Annotated in this window: 21 protein-coding genes and 1 pseudogene; 17 read left to right on the plus strand and 5 right to left on the minus strand. The window is 71.2% G+C overall.

Features of this window, described 5'->3' with window-relative positions; all coding sequences use genetic code 11:
• The first annotated feature begins 5 nt into the window (after positions 1 to 5).
• Genes OG303_RS42255 through OG303_RS42290 form a run of 8 tightly spaced genes read left to right on the plus strand, consistent with a single transcriptional unit; the run spans position 6 to position 7,554 of the window.
• On the plus strand, positions 6 to 2,057 hold the full coding sequence (locus OG303_RS42255; protein ID WP_405877746.1) for an alpha-galactosidase: 2,052 nt from the start codon (positions 6 to 8) through the stop codon (positions 2,055 to 2,057).
• A gap of 51 nt (positions 2,058 to 2,108) precedes the next feature.
• Positions 2,109 to 2,885 carry an SDR family NAD(P)-dependent oxidoreductase gene (locus tag OG303_RS42260; RefSeq protein WP_405875202.1) on the plus strand — a complete coding sequence of 259 codons (777 nt, stop codon included), beginning with the start codon at positions 2,109 to 2,111 and terminating at the stop codon, positions 2,883 to 2,885.
• A gap of 43 nt (positions 2,886 to 2,928) precedes the next feature.
• Positions 2,929 to 3,663, plus strand: coding sequence for a FadR/GntR family transcriptional regulator (locus tag OG303_RS42265; protein ID WP_405875203.1), 735 nt, complete (start codon positions 2,929 to 2,931; stop codon positions 3,661 to 3,663).
• Positions 3,660 to 4,805 (plus strand): galactonate dehydratase, encoded by a 1,146-nt coding sequence (gene dgoD, locus OG303_RS42270; RefSeq protein ID WP_405875204.1) that lies wholly within the window; start codon positions 3,660 to 3,662, stop codon positions 4,803 to 4,805. The genes OG303_RS42265 and dgoD overlap by 4 nt, the downstream gene beginning before the upstream one ends.
• A gap of 2 nt (positions 4,806 to 4,807) precedes the next feature.
• Positions 4,808 to 5,611 carry a hypothetical protein gene (locus tag OG303_RS42275; RefSeq protein ID WP_405875205.1) on the plus strand — a complete coding sequence of 268 codons (804 nt, stop codon included), beginning with the start codon at positions 4,808 to 4,810 and terminating at the stop codon, positions 5,609 to 5,611.
• 55 nt (positions 5,612 to 5,666) lie between these two features.
• On the plus strand, positions 5,667 to 6,299 hold the full coding sequence (locus tag OG303_RS42280) for a bifunctional 4-hydroxy-2-oxoglutarate aldolase/2-dehydro-3-deoxy-phosphogluconate aldolase (RefSeq protein WP_405875206.1): 633 nt from the start codon (positions 5,667 to 5,669) through the stop codon (positions 6,297 to 6,299).
• Positions 6,296 to 6,574 (plus strand): hypothetical protein, encoded by a 279-nt coding sequence (locus OG303_RS42285; RefSeq protein WP_405875207.1) that lies wholly within the window; start codon positions 6,296 to 6,298, stop codon positions 6,572 to 6,574. The genes OG303_RS42280 and OG303_RS42285 overlap by 4 nt, the downstream gene beginning before the upstream one ends.
• Positions 6,571 to 7,554, plus strand: coding sequence for a sugar kinase (locus OG303_RS42290; RefSeq protein ID WP_405875208.1), 984 nt, complete (start codon positions 6,571 to 6,573; stop codon positions 7,552 to 7,554). Before OG303_RS42285 ends, OG303_RS42290 begins: the two co-directional genes overlap by 4 nt.
• Before the next feature lie 3 nt (positions 7,555 to 7,557).
• Here OG303_RS42290 and OG303_RS42295 read toward each other — a convergent pair whose 3' ends face one another.
• Complete coding sequence (locus OG303_RS42295) at positions 7,558 to 8,823, minus strand: YhgE/Pip domain-containing protein (protein WP_405875209.1); 1,266 nt, start codon at positions 8,821 to 8,823, stop codon at positions 7,558 to 7,560.
• Positions 8,824 to 9,116: 293 nt separating this feature from the next.
• Between OG303_RS42295 and OG303_RS42300 the strand changes: the two genes are divergently transcribed.
• The 4 genes and pseudogenes from OG303_RS42300 (at position 9,117) to OG303_RS42315 (ending at position 16,290) form a co-directional block, all read left to right on the plus strand.
• Complete coding sequence (locus OG303_RS42300) at positions 9,117 to 11,192, plus strand: molybdopterin cofactor-binding domain-containing protein (RefSeq protein WP_405877748.1); 2,076 nt, start codon at positions 9,117 to 9,119, stop codon at positions 11,190 to 11,192.
• A 44-nt stretch (positions 11,193 to 11,236) separates the two neighbouring features.
• Positions 11,237 to 11,695 (plus strand): (2Fe-2S)-binding protein, encoded by a 459-nt coding sequence (locus tag OG303_RS42305; protein WP_405875210.1) that lies wholly within the window; start codon positions 11,237 to 11,239, stop codon positions 11,693 to 11,695.
• A gap of 95 nt (positions 11,696 to 11,790) precedes the next feature.
• On the plus strand, positions 11,791 to 15,165 hold the full coding sequence (locus tag OG303_RS42310) for a pyruvate carboxylase (RefSeq protein WP_405875211.1): 3,375 nt from the start codon (positions 11,791 to 11,793) through the stop codon (positions 15,163 to 15,165).
• A 112-nt stretch (positions 15,166 to 15,277) separates the two neighbouring features.
• Positions 15,278 to 16,290: pseudogene (locus OG303_RS42315) on the plus strand (VOC family protein).
• Here the strand turns inward: OG303_RS42315 and OG303_RS42320 are convergent.
• From OG303_RS42320 to OG303_RS42335, 4 genes are all read right to left on the minus strand, one after another.
• Complete coding sequence (locus OG303_RS42320; protein ID WP_405875212.1) at positions 16,271 to 17,242, minus strand: ABC transporter substrate-binding protein; 972 nt, start codon at positions 17,240 to 17,242, stop codon at positions 16,271 to 16,273. The pseudogene OG303_RS42315 and the gene OG303_RS42320 sit on opposite strands and share 20 nt — an antisense overlap.
• 61 nt (positions 17,243 to 17,303) lie before the next feature.
• Complete coding sequence (locus OG303_RS42325; RefSeq protein WP_405875213.1) at positions 17,304 to 18,107, minus strand: formylglycine-generating enzyme family protein; 804 nt, start codon at positions 18,105 to 18,107, stop codon at positions 17,304 to 17,306.
• Between the two features lie 83 nt (positions 18,108 to 18,190).
• Positions 18,191 to 20,551 (minus strand): arylsulfatase, encoded by a 2,361-nt coding sequence (locus tag OG303_RS42330; RefSeq protein ID WP_405875214.1) that lies wholly within the window; start codon positions 20,549 to 20,551, stop codon positions 18,191 to 18,193.
• 191 nt (positions 20,552 to 20,742) lie between these two features.
• Complete coding sequence (locus tag OG303_RS42335; RefSeq protein ID WP_405875215.1) at positions 20,743 to 21,636, minus strand: LysR family transcriptional regulator; 894 nt, start codon at positions 21,634 to 21,636, stop codon at positions 20,743 to 20,745.
• Between the two features lie 182 nt (positions 21,637 to 21,818).
• Between OG303_RS42335 and OG303_RS42340 the strand changes: the two genes are divergently transcribed.
• The 5 genes from OG303_RS42340 (at position 21,819) to OG303_RS42360 (ending at position 26,553) form a co-directional block, all read left to right on the plus strand.
• Complete coding sequence (locus OG303_RS42340) at positions 21,819 to 22,904, plus strand: S-(hydroxymethyl)mycothiol dehydrogenase (protein ID WP_405875216.1); 1,086 nt, start codon at positions 21,819 to 21,821, stop codon at positions 22,902 to 22,904.
• Complete coding sequence (locus OG303_RS42345) at positions 22,904 to 23,533, plus strand: MBL fold metallo-hydrolase (RefSeq protein ID WP_405875217.1); 630 nt, start codon at positions 22,904 to 22,906, stop codon at positions 23,531 to 23,533. The genes OG303_RS42340 and OG303_RS42345 overlap by 1 nt, the downstream gene beginning before the upstream one ends.
• 200 nt (positions 23,534 to 23,733) lie before the next feature.
• Positions 23,734 to 24,096, plus strand: coding sequence for a bifunctional 3-phenylpropionate/cinnamic acid dioxygenase ferredoxin subunit (locus OG303_RS42350; protein ID WP_405875218.1), 363 nt, complete (start codon positions 23,734 to 23,736; stop codon positions 24,094 to 24,096).
• On the plus strand, positions 24,093 to 25,253 hold the full coding sequence (locus OG303_RS42355; RefSeq protein ID WP_405875219.1) for an NAD(P)/FAD-dependent oxidoreductase: 1,161 nt from the start codon (positions 24,093 to 24,095) through the stop codon (positions 25,251 to 25,253). Before OG303_RS42350 ends, OG303_RS42355 begins: the two co-directional genes overlap by 4 nt.
• 172 nt (positions 25,254 to 25,425) lie before the next feature.
• The gene (locus tag OG303_RS42360; protein WP_405875220.1) at positions 25,426 to 26,553 is read left to right on the plus strand and encodes an aromatic ring-hydroxylating dioxygenase subunit alpha; all 1,128 of its coding nucleotides are present in this window, start codon (positions 25,426 to 25,428) and stop codon (positions 26,551 to 26,553) included.
• Positions 26,554 to 26,605: the final 52 nt, after the last annotated feature.

The raw sequence follows: 26,605 nt of genomic DNA on the forward strand, positions 1-26,605 counted from the left end.
GCTGGATGTTGCGGACGGAGAACACCAGCTACACCGTGCGTCTGTCCCCGGACGGTCCATGGGCCGAACTCGACGCCTGGGGTCCGCTCGGCGTCGAGGAGGGCCCCTCCGCCCTCGACTGGTCGCGGCGTACGCACTTCATCACGCCTGCCGACGCCGCCCCCGCCGAGTATCTGCCGTACGGACTGAGGCCGTTCACCGGCGCCGACTTCGTGGCGGCACGCCCGGGCGAGGAGCGGGGCGTGTGGTGGGAGTTCGACGGGGCGGAGGAAGGGGAGGGGGCCTTGCGGCTCGCCTTCACCGACGACGTGCTCGGTCTCCGCACGGTCCTCTGCTACGAGACCGTGCCGGGCACGGACGTGATCCTCCGCTGGACCGAGCACACCGGCCGGGAGGAACTGCGCCTGGAACGGTTCGACTCCGCCGCCGTGAACATTCCGGTGACGGGCGCGGCCCGGCTCACCTACCTCACCGGCCAGTGGTCGCAGGAGTTCCAGCGCACCCAACTCGACCTGCCCAGAGGCACGTTCGGCATCGGCAGCCTCCAGGGCGTGCCCGGACACGCGTACGCGCCCTGGCTCGCCGTGCAGGACGGGGACGCGGAGGCCGCGTACGGCATCGCGCTCGAATGGCCGGGCAACTGGCACATCACCGCCGAGGCCGAGCCGGGCCGTTCGCTGCGCGTGCGCGCCGGGCGGGTCCCGCACGAGGGCGCGGTCGTCCTCGTGCCGGGAGACACCCTCACCACTCCCCGCCTCGCCTGCGCCTTCAGCCCGGACGGACTCGACGGGCTCTCCCGCGTCTGGCACCGCTACGAACGCCACCTCGCCGGCGACCGGCTGCGCCGCCCCCGCAAGGTGCTCTACAACTCCTGGGAGGCCACCGGCTTCGACGTCGACGCCGCCGGGCAACTGGAGCTGGCCAAGTCGGCCGCCGACATCGGGGCCGAACTGTTCGTCGTGGACGACGGCTGGTTCACCGGGCGGGCCGACGACACCGCGGGCCTCGGCGACTGGTACCCGGACCCGACGGCGTTCCCGCAGGGTTTCGGCCAATTCGTCGAGGACATAAGGGGGTTGGGGCTGGACTTCGGCCTGTGGGTCGAACCCGAGGCCGTCAGTCCCGCGAGCCGCCTGTATGCCGAACACCCGGACTGGGTCTACCGGATCGACGGCCGTCCCACCCGTCTGGTCCGCAACCAACTTCTGCTCGACCTGGGCCGCACCGACGTCCAGGACTTCGTCATCGGCACACTCGACCGACTGCTGACCGCGTACGCGGTGAGCTATCTGAAGTGGGACATGAACCGGCCGCCCACCGAACGCGGCCGACCCGGCGCCGGGCCCGCCGACCGCCTCGACCTGGACGCGGAGCACGTCGCCGGATACCTGCGCGTCCTCGACCACCTGCGCACCGCCCATCCCGACGTCACGGTGGAGGGCTGCGCGGGCGGCGGCGGACGGATCGACCACGCGACCCTCGCCCGCACCGACGTCGTCTGGCCCAGCGACAACACCGCCCCGCTGGACCGGCTGTCCGTCCAGTTCGGCTTCCTGCACGCGCACGCCCCGCACGTCATGAGCTCCTGGGTCACCGATGCCCCCGGCATCTTCGACCCGCGCCCGCGCAGCCTCGCCTTCCGCTTCGTCAACGCCATCTGCGGAGTCCTGGGCGTGGGCGCCGACCTGCGCGCCTGGACGCCGGAGAAGCGGGCCGAGGCCACGACGTGGATCGCCCGGTACAAGGAGGTGCGGGACGTCGTCCACCACGGAGAGGCCCGGCTCCTCGGCACCCCGGAAGACAGCACCTGCGGTGTGCAGTACGACGCCGGCGGGCGCACGGTCGTCGCCGCGCTGAGCACCGGCCGCCTCGACGGCGCCCCGCTGCTGCCCGGACGCCCCGACCGGCTCCGGCTGCGGGGGCTCGACCCGGCGGCGCGCTACCGGGACACGGCGACGGGGACGTCGTACGGCGGAGCTCATCTGCTCCACCACGGGTTGCCGTTCGTCTGGAGTGCCGATCACGACGCCGACCTGGTCGTGCTGATACGTGCCTGAGCCCCTTATGTTTCGAGCAAGCCCTTTCCCGCGAAGGAGTCGAACCCCACGATGGACCAGCCCGCACGACCGCACGGCGGCGCCCGATTCACCGGCCGCACGGCCGTGGTCACCGGAGCGGCCTCCGGCATCGGAGCCGCGACCGCCGTACGCCTCGCCGAGGAGGGAGCCGCCGTCGTACTCGTCGACGTCGCCGAGGAGCGGGGCGAGGCCGTGGCGGAGCGGATCGGCAAGGACGGCGGCCGGGCCAGGTTCGTGGCCGCCGATGTCGCCGTCGAGGAGGACTGGGCGCTGGTCGTCGCCGCCGCGCAGGCCTTCGGCCCCGTGGACGTCCTCGTCAGCAATGCCTTCACCGTCGACGTCACGCCCGCCCATGAGATGTCCCTGCCGTCGTGGCAGCGGCAGCTCGACGTGAACCTGACGGGGAGCTTCCTGGGCTTCCGCGCGGCCCTGCCCGATCTGCGGGACCGGCGGGGCGCCGTGGTGCTGACCTCGTCCGTCCACGCCCACAAGGGCATCCCCGGACATCCCGCCTACGCCGCCTCCAAGGGCGCCCTGCTCTCCCTGTGCGGTCAGCTCGCCGTCGAGTACGGGCCCGAGGTGCGCGTCAACGCCGTCGTACCGGGGCCGATCCTGACCGCGGCCTGGGGCAGGGTGCCCGAAGAGGAACGGGTGCGGAGTGTCGCCGAGACGGCCGCCCGGCGGTTCGGCACCCCCGAGGAGGTCGCCGCGGCCGTTGCCTTCCTCGCCGCCGACGAGGCCTCCTACATCACCGGCACGAGCCTCGTCGTGGACGGCGGCTGGAGCGTCGTGAAGGCCTCGGCATGACCGCGCCCCTCGTGAACCCGTCGAAGCAGAAAGGCTGTACGACATGACGCCCTACGCCCGCCGCGGCGTCCACGGCCAGACCGTGGAAGCCCTCGCGCGCCGCATCCTGGGCGGCGACATCCCCGAGGGGGCCACCCTCGACCTGGTGGCGCTGCAGAGCGAGCTGGACGTGAGCCTCACCGCCCTGCGCGAGTCCCTGAAGGTGCTCGCCGCCAAGGGGATGGTCGACGCCCGCCAGAAGCGCGGCACTTTCGTCCGCTCCCGCGCCGACTGGAACCTGCTCGACGCCGACGTGCTGCGCTGGCAGTTCGAGGGCGGTCGCACCGGCGACGCCGACCAGGCACTGCTGCACAACCTCGCCGAGGTGCGCGCGATCATCGAACCCGCCGCCGTCCGCCTCGCCGCCCAGCGCCGCACCGACGACGACCTGGCCGCCCTCGACGGCGCCCTCGCGGCGATGGGGGAGGAGGACGCCGGGGCCGCGCACGCCGTCGAGGCCGACCTCGCCTTCCACCGCGCGCTGCTCGCCGCGACCCACAACGAACTCCTCGAACGCATGGAGATGGTGATCGAGTCCGGCCTCGCCCACCGCGACCGCATCGTGCACAGCTCCCCGCACAGCGAGGACCCGATACCGGCCCACCGCGCCGTCCTGGACGCCGTGCGCGACCAGGACCCCCTGGCCGCGGAGGCCGCCATGCGTGCCCTGCTCGACCAGGCCGGCCGCGACCTGGACCGGATCGGCACCGACGAGACGGAAGGCTCCCGCCCCCAGTGAAGATCACCCGTATCGAAACCTTCCTGGTCCCGCCGCGCTGGCTGTTCTGCCGCGTCGAGACCGACGACGGCGTGGTCGGCTGGGGGGAACCCGTCGTCGAGGGGCGCGCCGAGGTCGTCCGGGCCGCCGTCGACGTCCTGGCCGAGTACCTCGTCGGCCAGGACCCGCTGCGCATCCAGGACCACTGGCAGGTCCTCAGCAAGGGCGGCTTCTACCGCGGCGGCCCGATCCTCTCCAGCGCCGTCGCCGGGCTCGACCAGGCGCTGTGGGACATCGCGGGCAAGACGTACGGCGCTCCCGTGCACGCCCTGCTGGGCGGTCCCGTGCGCGACCGGGTCCGGGTCTACGCCTGGGTCGGCGGCGACGAACCCGCCGAGCTCAGCGAGCAGATCGCCGCCCAGGTGGAGGCCGGCTTCACCGCCGTGAAGATGAACGGCGCCGGAGCCACCTCCCCGGTCGCCACCCTCGCCGAGACCGCGGCCGTCGTCGCCCGGGTGGCCGCCGCCCGCGAGGCACTCGGCCCGGACCGCGACGTCGCCGTCGACTTCCACGGCCGCTTCACCGCCGCCAGTTCCCGCCGCGTCCTTGCCGAACTGGCCCCCCTGCACCCGCTGTTCGTGGAGGAACCCGTCCTCCCGGAGCAGAGCCATCTGCTGCCGGGCCTCGTCACCTCGACCTCCGTGCCGCTCGCCACCGGTGAACGCCTGTACGGACGCGCCGAGTTCCTGCCCGTGCTGGCCGCGGGCGTCGCCGTCGCCCAGCCCGACCTCTCGCACGCCGGCGGCATCTCCGAGGTGCACCGCATCGCCTCGCTCGCCGAGACCTACGGCGCCCAGCTCGCCCCGCACTGCCCGCTCGGCCCGATCGCGCTGGCGGCCAGCCTCCAAGTCGCCTTCGCCACACCGAACTTCCTCATCCAGGAGCAGAGCCTCGGCATCCACTACAACAAGGGCGCCGACCTGCTCTCGTACGTCGTCGACCCCGAACCGTTCCGGTTCGTGGACGGGCACGCGCCCCGCGGCGACGCCCCCGGCCTCGGTATCACCGTGGACGAGGCCGCCGTACGCGCTGCCGACCGCACCGGGCACGCCTGGCGCAACCCGGTGTGGCGGCACGCCGACGGTTCGTTCGCGGAGTGGTGACGGTGGGGTCGTCGGAGACGGTGGGGTCGGTGGAGATCGTCACCGACCCGGCCCACGGCGGCCGTTGGACCTCCCTGCACTCGGGCGCACGCGAGTGGCTGTGGCGACGGGAGGGCACGGGGCGCGAGCACGTGTCCCCGGGTGACGCCTTCGTGGACGCGGGCGGGCTCGAGGAGTGCGTGCCGACGGTCCGCGGCACGCCGGACCACGGTGACGCCTGGTCGCGGGCCTGGACGAGCGAGGGCGACGGCACGGAGAGCGTGCGCTGCGAGCGGTTCTCGCTGACCCGGACGGTCGGGAGCGCACATGAGGGGGCCCGGGGCGATTACGTCCTTGCGGCCGACCCCGGTTTTCGGTTCGTGTGGGCCGCGCACGCCCTGCTCGACCTCTCCGAGCGGGCGACGCTGCACCTGCCCGAGAGTGCGGACACCCGTCTCTACCCGTCCGCGAACGGCCCGTGGACGGAAGGGAGTTGGCCCGCACCCCGAGGGGCACGTCTGGACCGCTTCGGACCGGACGACGGCACCGCGGTCGGAGCGGTCGTCGACGCCTCCCGCGCCTGCGTCCACGACGACGAGGACCGCCTGGCCTTCTCCCTCGAAGCCGACGGCCAGCCGCTGTCCATCGCCGTGTGGCGCAACCTCGGCGGCTTCCCGGTCACGGGCCCCTACCGCAGTACGGGCGTCGAGCCCATGCTCGGCCGCGTCTTCGACCTCGCCGAGGCGGGCCCCGGCGACGCCGCACGGGTCCCGGCGTCCGGCGAGCTGCGCTGGCGGCTCACGGTGAGCGCGGACTGCACCTGCTGACTTCAACTGAACACTTCAACTGTCCCTGAAACCAAGCGAATTGGAGCGACCGTTCATGGATCTGCGAGCGGCCCTGACCACCCACCGCCTCGTCGCCATCGTGCGCGGAGACAACCCCGCCGCCGCCCTGCGCACCGTACTGACCCTTGCCGCCGAAGGCATCGAGCTGATCGAGGTGTCGCTGACCGGCAAGGACGCCCTCGGCGTCATCGAGCAGGCGCGGCAGGCCCTCGGCCCGGACCGCCCCCTCGGCGCCGGCACCGTCCTGACGGCCGACGACGCCCGGGCCGCCCACCGGGCCGGCGCGGACTTCGCAGTCACCCCCGCACTGGGCGAAGGGGTCGGCGCCGCACGGGAGTTGGGCATGCCGGTCCTGGCGGGCGTGCTGACACCGACCGAGATCGTGACCGCCCGTGGCCTCGGCGCCGCGGCGCTGAAGATCTTCCCGGCCGCGGAGGCCGGCGGGCCCGCCTACCTCAAGGCGTTGCGCGGCCCCTTCCCGCACGAACCGTTCGTGCCGGTGGGCGGTGTCGACGAGGCCGCCGCCCGCGGCTACCTGGCCGCCGGGGCGGTCGCGGTCGGCGTCGGCTCACCCCTCATCGGCGACGCGGCCGACGGCGGCAGTGTCAGCGAACTGCGCGCCCGGGCCCGCGCTTTCAGGGCCGTCGTGGCGGAGTTCGCGCAGTGAGCGGTGACTTCACGGAGGGCGACCCGACCACTGAACTCCGCCCCACTCACCCCGACCGCCTGGAACTCGGCGAGGGTGTCCGCTGGACCGCCGACGGGTGCCTCGTGCTCGTCGACATCCTCGCGGGCCGGTTCCGCACGGCGCCCGACGAACCCGCCGCGCCCCTGCAGGAACTGGCCCAACTGCCCGTCCCCCTGGGCGCCCTGTTCACCGCCCGCGTCTACGGACCGGGCTCACCGGCCACCGCCCACCGCCCGTCACTGGCGGCGTCATGAACAGCATCCGGTTTCCGGCCGACGGGCCGGTCGTCTGTGTCGGCGAGACCATGGCGGCCCTGGCCCCAGATCCGCCCGAGTCTCTCGACAGTGCCCAGGACCTGCGTCTGTCGGTGGCCGGTGCCGAGTCCAACGTGGCCATGTACCTGGCGGATCTGGGCCGTTCCGTGTCCTGGCTCTCCGCCCTCGGCGACGACGCGTTCGGGCGGCGGGTGCGCGCGGCCGTGGCCGCCGCGGGCGTCGACGTCACCGGCGTACGCACCGACCCGGAGCGGCCGACCGGCCTGCTCGTCAAGGATCCGGGCCGCGACCGCACCCGCGTCCACTACTACCGCAGCGGTTCGGCGGCCTCGGCCCTGGGACCGGGCGTGCTGGACGACGCGAGGGTGCGGTCCGCGTCGCTCGTGCACCTCACCGGGGTGACCCCCGCGCTGTCCGCGTCCTGCCGGAACCTGGTGGAACAGGCGCTCGGCACTCCGGTGGACGAACGGCCGTACGCGATCAGCTTCGACGTCAACCACCGCCCCGCGCTGTGGCCGCACGGCACGGCCGCCGAGGTGTTGCGCGAGCTGGCCGACCGCGCCGACATCGCCTTCGTCGGCCTCGACGAGGCACAGGACCTGTGGGGCGCCGACCTCGAACCAGCCGACGTACGGCGGCTGTTGGGGCGACCGCGCATCCTGGTCGTGAAGGACGGCGGTCGGGCCGCACACGCCTTCGGCGACGACGGCGTGTGCACCGTGCCGGCGCTGCGTACGGACGTCGTGGAGCCCGTCGGCGCGGGCGACGCCTTCGCCGCCGGTTTCCTGGCGGGGTCGCTGCGCGGCTACGACACGCTGCGTGCCCTGCGCCTCGGCCACATCACGGCGGCGTCCGCGCTCAGGGTGACCGGGGACCACGGTCCGCTGCCGGACGCCGCCACGATCGCGGGACTCCTCGACCTCACCGACGAGGAGTGGTCGGCACACGCGGGCCGTTGAACCTCAAGCAGGCTGCGGCGTCAGGCGTTCGTGGCCCTTGCGGTCGTAGTACCGGGTCATCGCGAAGCCGAAGAGCAGGCCCAGGGCCGCACCGATGGCGATCATGATCCAGGAGCGGGTCAGGCCGGCGTCGCCGCGGGCGTCGAAGTAGAGGATGGCGCGGACGCCGTCGCTGAGCTGGCGCATGGGCTCGAAATTGGAGAGGAAGCGGTAGAAGCCGGGGACGGCCTGGAGGGGGACCGTGGCGCCGGAGGACGGCAGGCCCAGGACGATGAACACGAACATGGAGACCAGCTGGCCGACCCCGCCGAAGGCGGCGTTGATGGCCTGCACGCCCAGGCCGACGGCGAGGGCCGCGCAGTAGGAGTAGATCCACAGCAGCGGGATGTGGGTGGCGTCCATGCCGAGGAGGGTGATGGTGGCGAGCATGATCAGGGAGACGCTGATGACCGTGATGCCCGCGGTCATGGCCATCTTCAGCAGCAGCGTCTGGGTGCGGGTGATCGGCACGGTGGGGCGGCGGGTGTGCCAGGGGCCGATCTCGTTGTCGGCGTAGCCGAGGGCGGTGTCGACGCCGTTGCTGATGACGTTTCCGCCCATGAACCCGGCCAGCACGAGCAGCAGCGTGTAGTAGAAGGCGCTCAGCCCGAGGCCGCTGTGGCTGCCGATCGGGTGGCCGACCTGGGTGACGACGTTCACCGGGTCGCCGAGCAGCAGTTTGGCCGTGGAGTTCGCCTGCGTGCCCGCGGCCGCGGTGAGCTGCTTGCCGATGTTCTGCGAGGCCTGGTGCGCCGTCGCCGTGGTGATCTGACTGGCGAGGGAGGAACCCAGGCTGCCCTTGCCGGGGTTGGTGAGCACCGTCATCGTCGGCCGTGCGGTGGCGTCCGTCGTGGTGAGCGCGGTGAGGGACGCGGTGAAGTCGGACGGGATGACCAGCGCGCCGTAGACCTTGCCGGAGTCCAGCTCGTCCTGGGCCTGCGCGAGGGTGAGCTTGCGCCACTCCGCCTTCTCGCTGGAGGTGTCGGAGGTGATGGCCGCGGTGATCTGTGTGCCCGCGTTCTGCCGCTGCCCGGCCGGCGGCTTGCCGGTGTCGGCGTTGACCAGGGCGATGGGCAGATGGCGCAGTTCGCCCTGCGGGTTGACGATGCCGCCCATGTAGAGCAGGGCCAGCAACAGGGCGAGGAGTCCGGTCACGACGGTGGGCATGAGCCACAGCTTGGGGCGGCCCAGCAGTGCGACGGCACGGGCCTGGGGGCTGGCGTCGGCCATGGCTCTCCGTAGGTTGTGGGGACGGTCGTCTGCCGCATGCATCTCACTGCGCACCCAGAGCCTACGGACGACCAGGGGCAGATGGGGTCAACCTGCCCGCGACCGGCCTGAATCGGTCGGCACTCCGGCAGCTCTCAGGGAACCCACAGGACGCCCGGCACCTCATACCGGTTGACCCACTGGGCGACGCACGCGAGGAGTGTTCGTTGGACGGCATCGAGTCCCCGGCCGCCGGCACCGGCCCGGCGCCGGACGCGGGCACACCACCCAACGGGGTGTCCCGCCGCAGGTTCATGGTCTACTCCCTGTCCGCCGCCACGCTCACCCTCGCCGCCCCGCTCGCCTGTGACAGCTCGAAGGCGGAGGGGTCCGAGCCCGCCCGCGGACCCTCCGACGTGCTGGTGACCGGCGCCGACGACGAGATGCTCGTCCTGGAGGTGACCCCGGCCAACAAGGTCGTCGTACGACTGCCGCGGGTCGAGGTCGGCCAGGGCATCACGACCGCCGTCGCCATGATGATCGCCGAGGAACTGGACGCCCGCCTCGCCGACGTCGACATCCCCCTTGCTGACGCCCGCACCAAGGGCAACCAGTCCACCGGCGGTTCGAACTCGGTCAGTTCGCTGTACGACCCGGCCCGGCAGCTGGCCGCCACGGCGCGCGCCAGGCTGGTCACCGCCGCCGCGAGACGCTGGCACGTCCCCGCCTGGAGCCTGCGCACCAGGGACACCATGGTGATCGCACCGGACGGCCGCACCGCCACCTTCGGATCCCTGACCGCGAGCGCCGCCAGGATCCGCCGTACGGCCGTGTCCGCCAAGCCCAAACCGGCGTCCCAGCACAAGGTGATCGGCCGGCCGACGACCCGCATCGACGCCCGGGACATCGTCACCGGCAAGGCGAAGTACACCGGCGACCTGTCCGTGGCCGGGGTGAAGCCGACCGTGGTGGCGCGGCCGCCGACGATCGGCGGCAAGGTCGTCTCGGTCGACGACCGGGCGGCCCGCGCCCTGCCCGGCGTGCATGCCGTCGTCCGGGTCCCGGGCGGGGTCGCCGTGGTGGCCGAGTCCTTCCACCACGCCTTCAACGCCCGCGACGCCCTCAAGATCAAATGGGCACCGGGACCGTCGGCCTCGGTGTCGGACGCCCAGATCCGCTCCCGGCTGCGGGCGGCCGTCCCGTCGCTCGGCACTCCGCCGCGGGGGTCGACGCAGGTCCAGGGCGAGTTCGAGTTCGCCTTCGTCAGCCACGCCCCGATGGAGGTGCTGACCGCGATCGCGGACGTACGCGCCCACAAGGCCGAGATCTGGTTCTCCTCCCAGACGCCGATGGACGCACGGGACAGCATCGCCTCGGCGATCGGGCTGCCGGCCTCCAAGGTCACGGTCCATGTCCTGCGCGGCGGCGGCTCGTTCGGACGGCGGCTGAACTTCGACGCCGCCATCGAGGCGGCCCTGATCTCGAAGGCGGCACACCGGCCGGTCAAACTGATGTGGAGCCGCGGCGACGACACCCGGCACGGCAGGATGCGCCCCGCGAGCCACCACCGGATCCGGGCCAGCCTCGCGGGCGGCCGGGTGGTGGCCTTCACCCATGCGACGGCCTCGGTGAACGAGTCGTACGGGAAGAAGGGGACCGCGAACCAGGCCGCCTTCGTACGGCCGGCGGCCGCCCCGCTGCCCAGCGACTCCGGCCTCTACAACTTCGGCCGTGTCTCCGGCGACTCGGGCGGCGTCGACCTCGCGATGCCGCTCGGCGCCTGGCGGTCGGTGGACTCCGGGACGATGCGGACCGCGGAGGAGATCGTCGTGGACGAGGTCGCCCGGAGCCTGGGCCGGGACCCGGTCGCCTTCCGCCGTACGACGCTGCGGAACAAGACCGTCACCGCCGTACTGGACAAGGTCGCCGAGGCCGGGAGCTGGGGGCGGACGATGCCCGAGGGGCACGGGCAGGGCGTCGCCGTGCACGAGGAGTACGGGTCCTGCGTGGCCTGCCTCGTCGAGATCGACGCCACCGACCCGAAGAAGCCCCGGGTGACCAAGGTGGTGATGGCGGCCGACGTCGGCACCGCCGTCAACCCGCGCGGTCTCGAGGCCCAGCTCATGGGCACCGCGATCGACGGGATCTCCACCGTGCTGCAGGCCGGGCTGCACATCGACCGGGGCGCCGTGCGCGAGGGCAGCTTCGCCGACTTCCGGTGGGCCCGCCAGCGGCACGCCCCGCTGCACTTTGAGGCGCACATCCTGCCGTCCAAGGGGGAGCCCGGCGGCGCCGGCGAACTCGGCGTGCCGGCCGCCTCCGGAGCCGTCGCCAACGCCTACGCACGGGCCACCGGCACCAAGCCCCGCCGCTTCCCCCTGAATTTCTGAGCCCGAGGCTGAACCGCTGAGCCCGAACTTCCGAGAAGGTGCCGATGCCCTCCTACTCCTTCACCCTCAACGGCGAGAAGGTCACCGTCGAGGCCCCCGCCGACATGCCGCTGCTGTGGGTGCTGCGCGACCTGCTGCACGTCACCGGCCCCAAGTACGGCTGCGGCGTCGGCGTCTGCCGCGCCTGCACCAGCCATCTCGACGGCGAGGAGATCCAGCCCTGCGTCGTGAAGGTCGCCGACTGCACGGACCGCGAGGTCACCACCATCGAGGGACTGGCCGGCGGCGACACCCTGCACCCGGTGCAGCAGGCCTGGCTGGAGTGCGACGTGTCGCAGTGCGGCTTCTGCCAGCCCGGCCAGATCATGGCCGCCGCGGCCCTGCTGAAGAAGACGCCCCACCCCAGCGACGAGGACATCGACGGCATCGAGAACGTGTGCCGCTGCGGCACCTACTCCCGCATCCGCGAGGCCATCAAGAAGGCGGCCGACATCACTCTGTGACGCGACACACCCGCAGAGTGGCTCGCCTCACATGGCCATACCGGCACGTCACCGACACCATGGGGGGCGTCATCGGCAGGCTGAAGGGAGCGGCGATGTTCCGCAAGGTACTGGTCGCCAACCGTGGTGAGATCGCGATCAGGGCATTTCGTGCCGGCTATGAGCTGGGCGCGAGGACCGTCGCCGTCTTTCCCCACGAGGACCGTAATTCGCTGCACCGGCTCAAGGCCGACGAGGCCTACGAGATCGGTCAGCCGGGTCATCCGGTGCGGGCGTATCTCTCCGTGGAGGAGATCGTCCGTGCGGCCCGCCAGGCGGGCGCGGACGCGGTGTACCCGGGCTACGGGTTCCTGTCCGAGAACCCCGAGCTGGCGAAGGCCTGCGAGGAAGCGGGCATCACCTTCGTCGGGCCGAGCGCGCAGACCCTCGAACTGACCGGCAACAAGGCGCGTGCGGTGGCCGCCGCCCGCGCGGCCGGCGTCCCCGTGCTCGGTTCCTCCGCGCCCTCCACGGACATCGACGAACTGGTCCGTGCGGCCGAGGAGATCGGCTTCCCCGTGTTCGTCAAGGCGGTCGCGGGCGGCGGCGGGCGCGGTATGCGCCGTGTCGAGGACCCGGCCACGCTGCGCGAGTCCATCGAGGCGGCGTCCCGCGAGGCGGCCTCCGCGTTCGGCGACTCCACGGTCTTCCTGGAGAAGGCCGTCATCGAGCCCCGCCACATCGAGGTGCAGATCCTCGCCGACGGCGAGGGCAACGTCATCCACCTCTTCGAGCGCGACTGTTCGGTGCAGCGCCGCCACCAGAAGGTCGTCGAGCTCGCCCCCGCGCCCAACCTCGACCCGGCCCTGCGGGACCGGATCTGCGCCGACGCGGTGCGCTTCGCCCGCGAGATCGGCTACCGCAACGCGGGCACCGTGGAGTTCCTGCTCGACCGCGAGGGCAACCACGTCTTCATCGAGATGAACCCGCGCATCCAGGTCGAGCACACGGTCACCGAGGAGGTCACCGACGTCGACCTCGTCCAGTCCCAGCTGCGCATCGCCGCCGGCGAGACCCTCGCCGACCTGGGCCTTTCCCAGGAGACGGTGAAGCTGCACGGCGCGGCACTGCAGTGCCGTATCACCACCGAGGACCCCGCCAACGGCTTCCGCCCGGACACCGGCCGGATCAGCGCCTACCGCTCGCCGGGCGGCTCGGGCATCCGTCTCGACGGCGGTACCACCCATGCCGGTACGGAGATCAGCGCGCACTTCGACTCCATGCTGGTGAAGCTCACCTGCCGGGGCCGGGACTTCAAGTCCGCGATCGGCCGCGCCCGGCGCGCCGTGGCCGAGTTCCGCATCCGCGGTGTGGCCACGAATATCCCGTTCCTGCAGGCCGTCCTCGACGACCCGGACTTCCAGGCCGGGCGGGTCACCACGTCGTTCATCGAGCAGCGCCCGTACCTGCTCACCTCCCGCTCCTCCGCGGACCGCGGCACCAAGCTGCTCACCTACCTCGCCGACGTGACGGTGAACAAGCCGCACGGCGAGCGCCCCGAGCTGATCGAGCCGACCACCAAACTGCCCGCGCTGCCGGCCACCGAGCCGCCCGCGGGCTCCCGGCAGAAGCTCGTCGAGCTCGGCCCGGAGGGCTTCGCCCGCGCACTGCGCGAGTCGCCGACCATCGGCGTCACCGACACCACCTTCCGCGACGCCCACCAGTCCCTGCTGGCCACCCGCGTCCGCACCAAGGACCTCCTGGCCGTCGCCCCGGTGGTGGCGCGGACCCTGCCCGAGCTGCTGTCCCTGGAGTGCTGGGGCGGTGCCACCTACGACGTCGCCCTGCGCTTCCTCGCCGAGGACCCGTGGGAGCGCCTGGCCGCCCTGCGCGAGGCCGTCCCCAACATCTGCCTGCAGATGCTGCTGCGCGGCCGCAACACCGTCGGCTACACCCCGTACCCGACCGAGGTGACCGACGCCTTCGTGCAGGAGGCCGCGGCCACCGGCATCGACATCTTCCGCATCTTCGACGCGCTCAACGACGTCGGCCAGATGCGCCCCGCGATCGAGGCCGTACGGGAGACGGGCACGGCGATCGCCGAGGTCGCCCTCTGCTACACCTCCGACCTGTCCGACCCGAACGAGCGCCTGTACACCCTCGACTACTACCTGCGCCTCGCGGAGCAGATCGTCGAGGCCGGCGCGCACGTCCTGGCCGTGAAGGACATGGCGGGCCTGCTGCGCGCCCCGGCCGCCGCCACGCTCGTATCGGCGCTGCGCCGTGAGTTCGACCTGCCGGTGCACCTGCACACCCACGACACGGCGGGTGGTCAGCTCGCCACCTACCTCGCGGCGATCCAGGCGGGCGCGGACGCGGTGGACGGTGCCGTGGCCTCCATGGCGGGCACGACCTCGCAGCCGTCCCTGTCGGCGATCGTCGCCGCGACCGACCACTCGGACCGGCCCACCGGCCTCGACCTCCAGGCCGTCGGCGACCTGGAGCCGTACTGGGAGAGCGTCCGCCGGATCTACGCCCCCTTCGAGGCGGGTCTCGCCTCCCCGACCGGGCGCGTCTACCACCACGAGATCCCCGGCGGTCAGCTCTCCAACCTGCGCACCCAGGCCGTCGCGCTCGGACTCGGCGACCGCTTCGAGGACATCGAGGCGATGTACGCCGCGGCCGACCGGATGCTGGGCCGCCTGGTCAAGGTCACCCCGTCCTCCAAGGTGGTCGGCGACCTCGCCCTGCACCTGGTGGGCGCCGGGGTGGCACCGGCCGACTTCGAGGCGACCCCGAACCGGTACGACATCCCCGACTCGGTCATCGGCTTCCTGCGCGGTGAGCTGGGCACCCCGCCCGGCGGCTGGCCGGAGCCCTTCCGCACCAAGGCACTTGAGGGCCGCGCCGAGCCCAGGCCTGTCCAGGAGCTGACCACGGAGGACCGCTCCGGCCTCGCGAAGGAGCCGCGCGCCACGCTCAACCGGCTGCTGTTCCCCGGCCCGACCCGCGACTTCGAGACCCACCGCCAGACCTACGGCGACACCAGCGTGCTGGACAGCAAGGACTTCTTCTACGGGCTGCGTCCGGGCAAGGAGTACGCCGTCGACCTCGAACCCGGCGTCCGGCTCCTCATCGAGCTGGAGGCCGTCGGCGAGGCGGACGAGCGCGGCATGCGGACCGTGATGTCCAATCTGAACGGCCAGCTCCGGCCGATCCAGGTGCGCGACACCTCCGCCGCCTCCGACATCCCGGTGACCGAGAAGGCCGACCGCGCCAACGCGGGCCACGTGGCCGCACCGTTCGCCGGCGTCGTCACCCTCGCGGTCGCCGAGGGCGACGAGGTGGATGCCGGGGCGACGGTGGCCACCATCGAGGCGATGAAGATGGAGGCCGCGATCACCACCACGAAGGCGGGGCGCGTCAACAGGCTGGCCATCAACCGCATCCAGCAGGTCGAGGGCGGTGACCTGCTCGTCGAGATCGGGTGAGCCCACGCCCGACCCACACGTGGCGGGCCCGGTACGGCGAAAGTCGTACCGGGCCCGCTCGTGTCTCACCGGGGGCGCCGCGGACAAGGTCAACCGGCCGTCCGGGGGCCGTATGCTCGCCGAACACCTCGGCTACCTCGGCTACTTCGTCACCGAGACCGACCGCTTCACCGACTGGCGCCGCTTCGGCACCGACGCCATCGGCATGCACCACGACGCGCTCTCCCGCGACCTGATGCGCTTCCGCCTCGACGACCAGGAGTGCCGGTTCCTCGTCCGGCGCGGTCCGGCCGAGGACGTCGTGGCCACCGGCCGGCACATCGCGACCACCGCAGCTTCGAAGAGATCGAGGCGCGGGTACGAGCCCACGGAGTGCCCTGCGTCGAGGGCAGTGCCGAGGACGCGGCGCTGCGGGGCGTCGAACGCCTCCTGCGCTTCCCCGGCCCCAAGGGCATCACCCAGGAGATCTACACCACCCCGGTGAAGTCGGCCGCACCGCTGACCATGCTGGCCTCGGGCTTCGTCACCGGTGACGCCGGCCTGGGCCATGTCGCGATCACGTCCACCCAACCGGCCCGGCTGCACGGCTACTTCGACACGGTCTTCGACGCCCGCCTCACCGACCTCATCGACGAGACCATCAGCGGCGTCAAGCTCAGGATCCGCTTCCTGCGCGTCAACGAACGCCACCACTCCCTCGCGATCGCCGCCGTCCGGGGCCCGCCGATCGACCCGGTCCGCACCCGCGTCCAGCACCTCAACATCCAGACGGCCACACTCGACGACGTGGCGCAGAGCTACCAGCGCGTGTGCGAACTCGGCTTCGACATGGCCCTCTCCGTCGGTCAGCACACCAACGACAAGGAACTCTCCTACTACGCCCGCACCCCCTCGGGCTTCGAGTGGGAGGTCGGCTGGAACCCGATCGTCATCGACGAGACCACCTGGCAGCCCAGCACCCACCAGGGCATCAGCGTCTGGGGCCACACCCCGGTCGGGCAGACCATCGTCGACAGACTCAACCGGTTCCGTCTCGCCGCCCGCTCCCTCACCCGGCCCGAGGCCACGGTGCCGGCGCTCAGCGGCGCCGGCACTCCCGACGGGTCTAGCCGAGCCAGGCCTTGACCTTGTCCGGGTTCGCGTCGACCCACTTCTTCGCCGCCGCGTCCGGGGTCATCCTGTCCACCGCGATGTACTTGGCCACGACGTTCTGGTCGGTGTTGGTCCACTTGAAGTTCTTCACCAGGTCGTAGGCCGGGCTTCCGGACTTCGCGAACCTGGTGCTGACGATCTTGTCGAGGTCGAAGACGGGGTAGTCGCAGGCGACCTTCGCCGGATCGGCGTCACAACCCTTGGTGTACTGGGGCAGCTTGACGTGGACCAGCGGTATCTCCGAGAAGAACCACTGCGGCTCGTAGAAGTAGCCGATCATCCACTTCTTGTTGCGCTCGGCGTCCCGGAAGGCCTGGATGAGCGCGGTCTCGCTGCCCGCGTACACCACCTTGAAGTTCAGCTTCAGGTTCTTCGCCAGCGCCTCGTCGTTGGTCTGGTACGACGGGTCGCCGTCCAGGAGTTGGCCCTTGCCGCCCGACTCGGACGTCTTGAAGTGGGACGCGTACTTGTTGAGGTTCTTCCAGTCGGTGATGTCCGGGTACTTCTTCGCGAGCCACGGCGGGATGTACCAGCCGATGATGCCCTTGTTGCCGGTCGAGCCGAGGTCGACGGCGGTCTTCTGCTCGGTGATGTACTTCTTCTTCAGGTCGTCGTGGCCCCAGTTCTCCAGGATGGCGTCGACCTGGCCCGTCTCGAAGCCCTGCCAGCCGATCTCCGCCTTGAGGTCCTTCTTGCTGACGGTGCAGCCGAGCCGGTGCTCCGCGACATAGCCGACGACCGCCGCATCGGCCTCGTAGCCCACCCAGGGGTTGTCGGCGAGGTTGAAGGTGCCGCACGTGCCCGAGCTGCCGCCCGCACCGGCGGCGGTGTCACCGACCTTCGCGCCACCGCAGGCGGTGAGGGTGAGACCGAGTACCGCGATGCCCGCCGAGACGGTGCGCCACTGTCGTGCTCTCTTTGCCATGGTCCTGCTCCTTGTGCGGCGACATGTGGCGCCGTTGTCTGAGTGAGGGGGTCGAACGGGATCAGGCCAGGTCCAGAGCGCACCGGAATCCCACGTTGCCGGTCGCCGAGTCCGGGGGCAGGCCCTGCCGCGCGGCGACCCGGTAGCGGCGGCAGTAGGAGGCGTGGCACAGGTAGGAGCCGCCCTTGGTGACGCGCTGCTGCCCGCCGCGGGACGGGGAGAAGGGGTCCTCGCACCATTCCCATACGTTGCCGGTGGCGTTGTACAGGCCGAAGCCGCCCGGTTCGAAGGCGTTGACGGGGCATGTGCCGTACCAGCCGTCGACCGTCGGGTGCCGTTCGGGGAAGTCGCCGTGCCACACGTTCATCCGGGGGCGACCGCCCGGCTCCAGCTCGTCGCCCCAGGGGAACACCTTGCCGGGCAGCCCGCCCCGGGCGGCGCGTTCCCATTCCGCCTCGGTGGGCAGGCGCTTGCCGGCCCACGCGCAGTAGGCGTGGGCATCGTCCCAGTCGACGTGGACGACCGGATGATCCGCCCGGTTCTCCCAGGTGGACTGCGGTCCGTCGGGACGGCGCCAGTCGGCCCCCTCGACCTGCCGCCACCAGGGCGCACCCACCACGCCGCGGGTCGGCGGGAAGTCGTCCGGCAGCAGACCGGCGAAGACGAACGACCAGCCGATCCGCTCGGCGGAGGAGAGGTATCCGGTGTCCTCGGCGAAGCGCGCGAACTGCGCGTTGGACACCGTGCAGGCGTCCATCCGGAAGGCGTCGACGGACACCGCCCGCACCGGGCCCTCGCCGTCGGCGGGGTAGGCGAGCGCGTCCTCGCTGCCCATCAGGAACTCGCCGGCGGGGACGGACACCATGCCCTCGGTGCTCGCTCGGCGGAGCGTGGTCCGCCCGGGCGACGGCCGGTCCGCCGCCCGGCCGCCCGACGGCGTGCAGCAGCTCACTGGGCCCCCATGACACGGCGGTGCAGTCCGCCGTCGAACTCGGTCGATTCGGTGGCCGCGCCGTCCAGGTCGATGCGGACCGTGTGGATGGTCCCGGTGAACTCGTTGTCGAGGGCGGGATAGTCGTCGGTCACCGGAGTGCTCAGATCCACCCCGACGTCGAGGGTCTCGTCGAAGGAGAAGTAGTACGGGATGGTGCGGTCGACCCGTCCTGACGCCTGCTCGGCACCGTCGACCATGAGCACGGCGGTGCCGCCCTTGCCGAGTCCTCCGCCGTCGTAGTCGAACTCGAGCCGGATCTCGTGCCGTCCCGGCGTCAGGGGCTCGCCGCCGCGCACGGTGTACAGGCTCATCCCGAAGTAGTTGTAGACGTAGGCCGGCTGTCCACCGGTGACGTACAGGGCCCAGCCGCCGAATCGGCCGCCCTGCGCGATGAGCACGCCCTCGGCCGTGGTCCTCGGCACGTCGACGTCCGCGGTGATGCTGTGCGAGCGGTTCTTGATGTTCGGGGTGGTCTCCTCGGTGAACCGCCGCATTCCCGCGCGGTAGGTCACGGACGTCCGGTCGCCGAGCAGATCGATGCGGCCGGCCACGGCGGGGTTCTCCCGCTCGGTGACCCGGTCGTCCAGCGGGAAGACCTGGTATTTCGCCGCTTCGATGAGGAACAGGTCCTGCAGCCGGCGCAGCTTCTCGGGGTGCTCGGCCGCGAGGTCGTGCGCCTGGCTCCAGTCGTGGTCGAGGTCGTAGAGCTCCCAGACGTCGTCGGCGAAGCTCCGGCCCTGTTCCGGGACCATCTCCCAGGGGATGCCGTGCCGGGTCACCGCCATCCAGCCCTCGTGGTAGATGCCGCGATTGCCGCACATCTCGAAGTACTGCGTACGGCGATGCTCCGGTGCCCGGGGGTCGGCGAGGGTCCGCCACATGCTGGTGCCCTCGACGGGCTGCTGCGTCACCCCGTCGACGCTGAACGGCGCCGGCACCCCGACACAGTCCAGGATCGTCGGAAGGACGTCGATCACATGGGAGAACTGGTGACGGAGACCGCCGCGCTCGGGGACCCCTCCGGGCCAGTGCAGGATCATGCCGTCACGGGTGCCGCCGAAGTGCGAGGCGACCTGCTTGGTCCACTGGTAGGGCGTGTTGAGGGCCAGGGCCCAGCCCGCCGGGGCGATCGGGTAGCTGTACGGGCCGCCGATCTCGTCGAGGTGGTCGATCATCTCGTCCGGGTCGTCCACCAGGCCGTGCCCGAGCCGGTGCTCGACGACGGTTCCCTCGATGCCGCCCTCTCCCGAGGCGCCGTTGTCACCGAGGATGTAGAGGACAAGGGTGTTGTCCAGCTCGCCGAGTTCCTCCAGCGCGTCGATGAACCTGCCGACCTGCACGTCGGCGTGTTCGGTGAAGGCGGCGAACGTCTCCATGAACCTGGCGGACAGCCGGCGCTGGTTGTCGCTCAGCTCGTCCCAGTGCGGAACACCTTCCGCCCAGGGCGCCAGTTCCGCGTCCGGGGGCACGACGCCGAGTTCCTTCTGCCGCCGCAGGGTCGCCTCGCGCTGCTGGTCCCAGCCCTCGTCGAAGCGCCCGCGGTATTTCTCCTGCCATTCCCGGCCGACGTGCAGAGGAGCATGTGCGGCGCCGAGCGCGAGGTAGGTGAAGAACGGCCGGTCCGGGGTGAGCGTGCGCTGGGTACGGACCCAGTCGACGGCGTGGTCGACGAGGTCCTCGGAGAGGTGGTAGCCGTCCTCGGGGCGCCGGTCCGGCTCGACCGGGGTGGTGCCCTGGTACAGCAGCGGGTACCAGTGGTTCATCTCGGCGCCCATGAATCCGTAGAAGGTGTCGAACCCCTCTCCGGTGGGCCAGCGGTCGAACGGGCCGACCGCGCTGATCTCGCGCGGCGGGGTCTGGTGCCATTTGCCGAACGCGGCCGTGCTGTAGCCGTTGCCCTGCAGGATCTGGGCCATGGTCGCCGCGCTGCGCGGCCGGAAGCCGTTGTATCCGGGGGCCGCGGTGGTCATCTCGGTGGTGCCGCCCATGCCGACCGAGTGATGGTTGCGCCCGGTCAGCAGGGCCTGCCGGGTCGGCGAGCACAGGGCCGTGACGTGGAAGCGGGTGTAGCGCAGGCCGCCGTCGGCCAGGCGCTGCGCGGCCGGCATCTCGCACGGTCCGCCGAAGGCGCTGGAGGTGCCGAACCCGAGGTCGTCCACGAGCACGATCACCACGTTCGGTGCGTCCTTCGGGGGAGGGACCGGACCGATGGGGGTGAAGGCCGTCTGCTGGTCGTGGACGTCCATCGCCGTCGTCAGGGGCCGGCGCGTGTCCGGCCGGGGGAGTATGTGCCGTCCGGCGTCGAAGTCGGTCATGTATTTCTCCGTTGGGGTACGCCGCGGAAATGTCACACGCTTTTTTCATCGCCGAATTGTCGGCGGGCTTCAGCTGGACTTCCGGCCGGTCTGCCGGCGGTTGAGTAAAAGTGGCATTCGCCACCGAAGCCGGTCAACAAGAGAGCTCGAATTCGCCCGAACCGGTTTTGAATGAAGGCGGTAGAAGGTTTCTATGCCTGCAGAGCCGGCGGGGCGGGCGAGGACGCCAGGTCCACGAACGCCTGGGCGGCGGGCGACAGCGGGCCCGAGCGCCAGACCAGTCGGCCGTGGCGCAGCAGGCGCGGACGGTTGGACAGCATCCGGGCCCCGCGGAGTGTGGCGTCCTGGGCCATGGAGGTGGGGAGCAGCGAGGCGCCGACGCCGGCGAGGACCAGCGGCACGATCATCGCGCGGTGCGCGGTCTCCACCACGATCCGCGGTGCGACGCCGAGCGCGGTGCACACGTCGTCCACCGCTGCCCGGGTCTCGGTGCCCGGTGGTGTCACGATCAGGTCCAGCGCGGCCAGTTCGCGCGAGGTGATGGTGCTGCCCGTGGGATGCGGGTGGTCCGGGGGCAGGACGACGTGCATCTCCTGCGCGGGCAGGTCGATGCCGCTGAGGTCCGTGGTGGTCACCGAGGCGTCCACCAGACCGAGTTCGCACCGGCCTGCCGCGACCATGTGCGCCACGGCGGCTCCCCGCTCCGGATCGACCACGCGCACGGAGACCTTCGGGTGCGCGCGATGGAAGCGCCCCAGCATGCCGGCCAGCGGATCGACGGACAGAGTGGTCTGCGAAACGATGTCGAGCCGGCCGCCGCTGAGCCCGAGACCCTCGCGGACCAGCGAGCCGGCCGTGGACAGGTCCCGAAGGACCTGCTGGGCCGGCTGAACCAGCGCCTCTCCCGCCGCGGTGAGTACGACGCCGTGCGGGAGTCGGTGGAAAAGGCTGCCGCCGAATTCGCGCTCCAAGGACCGGATCGCATGCGACAGTGAGGGCTGTGCGACATGGAGTGCAATGGCCGCGGCTGTGAATCCGCCATGCTCGACCACGGCGATGAAGTATTCCAGCTGGCGTCGTTCCATCGGGTCTCCATTGAATTCCGGGCCACGCTATCACCCGTGGGGCTGCGCTATCGCCGGTCAGCCAGCCCTTCCGAGAGCCTTGACCGCTGGTCGGCGCTCCACGATGCTGTGTTGCGGCACACGAGATGTGTGCCGTATTGAGCAACATCTGACTGAGGTCTCGTACCAGCCGAGGAGTGGCCATGACGCACCAGGTCCGTGGAGTCGTCGCACGGGGCAAGGGCGCCCCCGTCAGCCTGGAGACGATCATCGTGCCCGATCCCGGTCCGGGCGAGGCCCTGGTGAAGATCGAGGCCTGCGGGGTCTGTCACACCGACCTGCACTATCGCGAGGGTGGCATCAACGACGACTTCCCCTTCCTGCTCGGTCATGAGGCCGCGGGCGTGGTGGAGTCGGTGGGCGAGGGCGTCACCGACGTCGAGCCCGGTGACTTCGTGATCCTCAACTGGCGTGCGGTGTGCGGTCAGTGCCGTGCCTGTCGGCGTGGCCGGCCGCAGTACTGCTTCAACACGCACAACGCCAAGCAGAAGATGACCCTGCTCGACGGCACCGAGCTCTCCCCGGCGCTGGGTATCGGCGCCTTCGCGGAGAAGACGCTGGTGGCCGCGGGCCAGTGCACGAAGGTCGACCGCTCCGCGTCGGCGGCCGCCGCCGGCCTGCTGGGCTGCGGCGTGATGGCGGGCATCGGCGCCGCGATCAACACCGGCAACGTCGGACGCGGTGACACCGTCGCCGTCATCGGCTGCGGTGGCGTCGGCGACGCCGCGATCGTCGGGGCGAACCTGGCGGGCGCCGCGAAGATCATCGCGGTGGACCTGGACGACCGGAAGCTGGCCACCGCCAGGAAGCTGGGCGCGACCCACAGCGTCAACTCCAAGGAGACCGACGCGGTGGAGGCGATCCGCGAGCTGACCGGCGGCTTCGGCGCCGACGTCGTCATCGAGGCGGTCGGCCGCCCGGAGACGTACAAGCAGGCCTTCTACGCCCGCGACCTCGCCGGCACCGTCGTCCTCGTCGGGGTCCCCACCCCGGAGATGAAGCTGGAGCTGCCGCTGCTGGACGTGTTCGGACGTGGCGGCGCGCTGAAGTCGTCCTGGTACGGCGACTGCCTGCCCTCCCGCGACTTCCCCATGCTCATCGACCTGTATCTGCAGGGCCGCCTCGACCTGGACGCCTTCGTCACCGAGACCATCGCGCTGGACGACGTCGAGAAGGCCTTCGAGCGGATGCACGGCGGCGACGTGCTGCGCTCGGTGGTGGTGCTGTGATGACCGCACGCATCGAACACCTCGTCACCTCGGGCACGTTCTCGCTGGACGGCGGCACCTGGGACGTCGACAACAACGTGTGGATCGTCGGCGACGACCACGAGGCCGTCGTGGTCGACGCCGCGCACGACGCCGAGGCGATCGCCGCAGCGCTCGGTGGTCGTACCCTGCGGGCCATCGTGTCCACCCACGCGCACAACGACCACATCGACGCCGCGCCCGAACTCGCGGCGCGCACCGGCGCCCCGATCCTGCTGCACTCCGACGACCTGCCGCTGTGGAAGCAGACCCACCCCGACCGCGCGCCCGACGGTGAACTCACCGACGGGCAGGTCCTGACGGTGGCCGGCGTCGAGCTGACCGTGCTGCACACCCCCGGTCACGCCCCCGGCGCGGTCTGCCTGTACGCGCCGGACCTGTCGGCGCTGTTCAGCGGAGACACGCTCTTCGCGGGCGGGCCGGGGGCGACGGGACGGTCGTACAGCGACTTCCCGACCATCGTCGAGTCCATCCGGGAGCGGCTGTTGACGCTGCCGGGCGACACCGTCGTGCACACCGGTCACGGGGACGCGACCACCATCGGCACCGAGGCGCCGCATCTCCAGGAGTGGATCCAGCGCGGTCACTGACCTCCTGACCTGCTCAAAGTCGCTACCACCGGTGTCGACCCCTGCCCCGAACGTGTTGCTCATTGTGCCTTAAGTTGCATGAGAAGCAACGATTGGCAGGGGTCATCGAGGCCCCTGAACGGCTTGACAAGGGTTCTGGGCCGACCTCAAACTGATGTTGCGCTTACCGCAATCCGTTTCGCTATACGCACCGAGGTGTCATGATGATTCCCGCGTGCCGTCTCGCGGATCTCCCGCGAGGTGAGGCCTTCCGGCTCGACATCGATCCGCCGGTCTCGGTGTTCCATACCGATGACGGCGAGCTTTTCGCCATCGATGACACCTGCACCCACCAGGACGCCTCGCTCGCCGACGGCTGGCTGGAGGGCTGCGAGGTGGAATGCCCGCTGCATGCTTCGAAGTTCGATCTGAGGACCGGCGCCGTCGACGCTCCGCCGGCCAAGCTCCCGGTCCGGACGCACGAGGTCCTCATCGAGGACGGCATGCTCTACGTCCGGGTGTCCACGGACGCCCCCAACCTGCCGCCGTGCATCGCGTCCCGGCTCGCCGGAGGTCCCGCGTGAGGACAGTGGCTGTGGTGGGCGCCTCGCTGGCGGGTCTGTCGGCGGCGCGCTCACTGCGGAAGCAGGGCTACGACGGGCGGCTGGTCATCGTCGGTGACGAGCTCCACCGCCCGTACGACAGGCCCCCGTTGTCCAAGGAGTTCCTGGCCGGCACGATCGGCGCAGCGGATCTCGTGCTGGAGACGGACGACGAGGACCTGCGGGCGGAGTGGCTGCTCGGCGCCCGCGCCACCGGACTCGACCGGACGCATCGCGCCGTCCGGCTGGCGGACGGCGGTGAACTCCGCGCCGACGGCATCGTCATCGCGACCGGTGCCGCCGCGTGCAACCTGCCGGGAGCCGAGGGTCTGGCCGGGGTGCACACGCTGCGCACCCTGGACGACGCCGTCGCCCTGCGGGACGAACTGGCCCGCGGCGGACGGCTCGTCGTGATCGGCGGCGGCTTCATCGGCGCCGAGGTCGCCTCCACCGCGTACGCCCTCGGGCTCGAGGTGACGGTGGTCGAGGCGGCTGCGACGCCGCTGGCCGGCCCACTCGGCGAGACCATGGGTGGCATCGTCTCCGCGCTCCATGCGGACCACGGCGTACGGCTGTTGTGCGGCGTGGGAGTCAAGGGGCTGAGCGGGGAGCGGAAGATCGACGCCGTCCTGCTGGAGGACGGTCGCAGCATTCCCGCCGACATCGTCGTCGTCGGTGTGGGTGCCCGCCCGTGCGTCGAGTGGCTGCAAGGCTCCGGCATCGCGCTCGACAACGGCGTCAAGTGCGGCGCCGACGGCCGCAGCAACCTGGCCGGTGTGGTCGCCGTCGGCGACTGCGCCAACTGGTACGACCCCCGAGCGGGCGCCCATCGCCGCGTCGAGCACTGGACCGGTGCGCGCGAGCGACCCGACGCAGCGGTCGCCACGCTGCTGGCGGGGGGTGCGCTGGAACCGGGTGTGCCCCGGCCGCCGTACTTCTGGTCCGACCAGTACGGCGTGAAGATCCAGTTCGCCGGGCATGCGGCTGGCGCCGACAGCGTGACGATCGAGGAAGGCGCCGCGGACGATCGCAACGTCCTGGCCGTCTACCGGCGCGCCGGGAATCCGGTCGCCGTGCTCGGGATGAACCAGCCGCGGTTGTTCACGCGCTGGCGCAAGCAGCTCAGCGCTCCGCTGTGAGCACCGTGATGGGTCGTTGTCGTTCCGCGGCGCCATCGTGGCTGGTCGCACCCCGCGGCGGAGCCGCTGATGTCACAGCCCTGTGCCCCCTGCCGGGGCGCTCCCAAGTCTTGCTGCGCACGCCTGTGGCTCGCAGCATTGCCCCTCCACGACGTCCTCCGAGGAGTGCACCGTGACCTCGACCAGCCTGCCGGACAGCCTGATCGCCACCCTCCCCGGCTCCTCCTATACGGATCCGGCGATCTTCGCCCAGGAGCAGGAGCGCATATTCGAGACCATGTGGTTCTGCGTCGCGCGCGCCGGTGAACTGGCGAAGCCCGGCGCCTTCCGCACCGTCGACGTGGGCCGCGAGAGCATCCTCGTCACCCGCGCAAGGGACAACAGCATCCGTGCGTACTTCAACGTCTGCCGGCACCGCGGCGCCAAGCTCTGCACCGAGGAGACCGGTGAGGTCAAGCGGGCCTTCCAATGCCCGTACCACGCCTGGACGTACGGCCTGGACGGCAAGCTCGTCGCCGCGCCCAACCTCACCAAGATGCCCGACATCGGCCGCACCGAGTACGGCCTGGTGAGCGTGGCCGTCCGCGAATGGCTCGGCTACGTCTGGGTGTGCCTGGCGGAGAACCCGCCCTCCTTCGAGGAGGAGGTCATCGGCGAGGTCGTCGCGCGCCTCGGCGACGTGGAGTCGATCGAGCGCTACGACATCGACAACCTCTCGGTCGGCAAACGGATCGTCTATGACGTCAAGGCGAACTGGAAGCTCATCATCGAGAACTTCATGGAGTGCTACCACTGCGCCACGATCCACCCCGAACTCACCGAGGTGCTCCCCGAGTTCGCCGACGGCTACGCCGCCCAGTACTACGTCGGGCACGGCGCCGAGTTCGGTGAGGAGGTTCAGGGCTTCACCGTCGACGGCTCCGAGGGCCTGGACCGCATCCCCGGCGTCGCCGAGGACCAGGACCGCCGGTACTACGCGATCACCGTCAGGCCGCAGGTCTTCATCAACCTCGTCCCCGATCACGTGATCTTCCACCGGATGTACCCGGTGTCCGAGGACCGCACGATCGTCGAGTGCGACTGGCTCTACCTTCCGCACGTCGTCGAGAGCGGCAAGGACGTCAGCCGGTCCGTGGAACTCTTCGACCGGGTCAACCGCCAGGACTTCGACGCCTGCGAGCGCACACAGCCCGCAATGAGTTCCCGGCTGTACGCCAAGGGCGGCGTGCTGGTACCCAGCGAGCACCACATCGGTGCCTTCCACGACTGGGTCAACGAACGCCTGGGCGCGGGGCTGTGACATCAGCGGCTGCGCCGCGGGGCGCGACCAGCCACGACGGCGCCGCAGACGA

Source organism: Streptomyces sp. NBC_00005, from assembly GCF_045160215.1.
GTDB lineage: Bacteria > Actinomycetota > Actinomycetes > Streptomycetales > Streptomycetaceae > Streptomyces.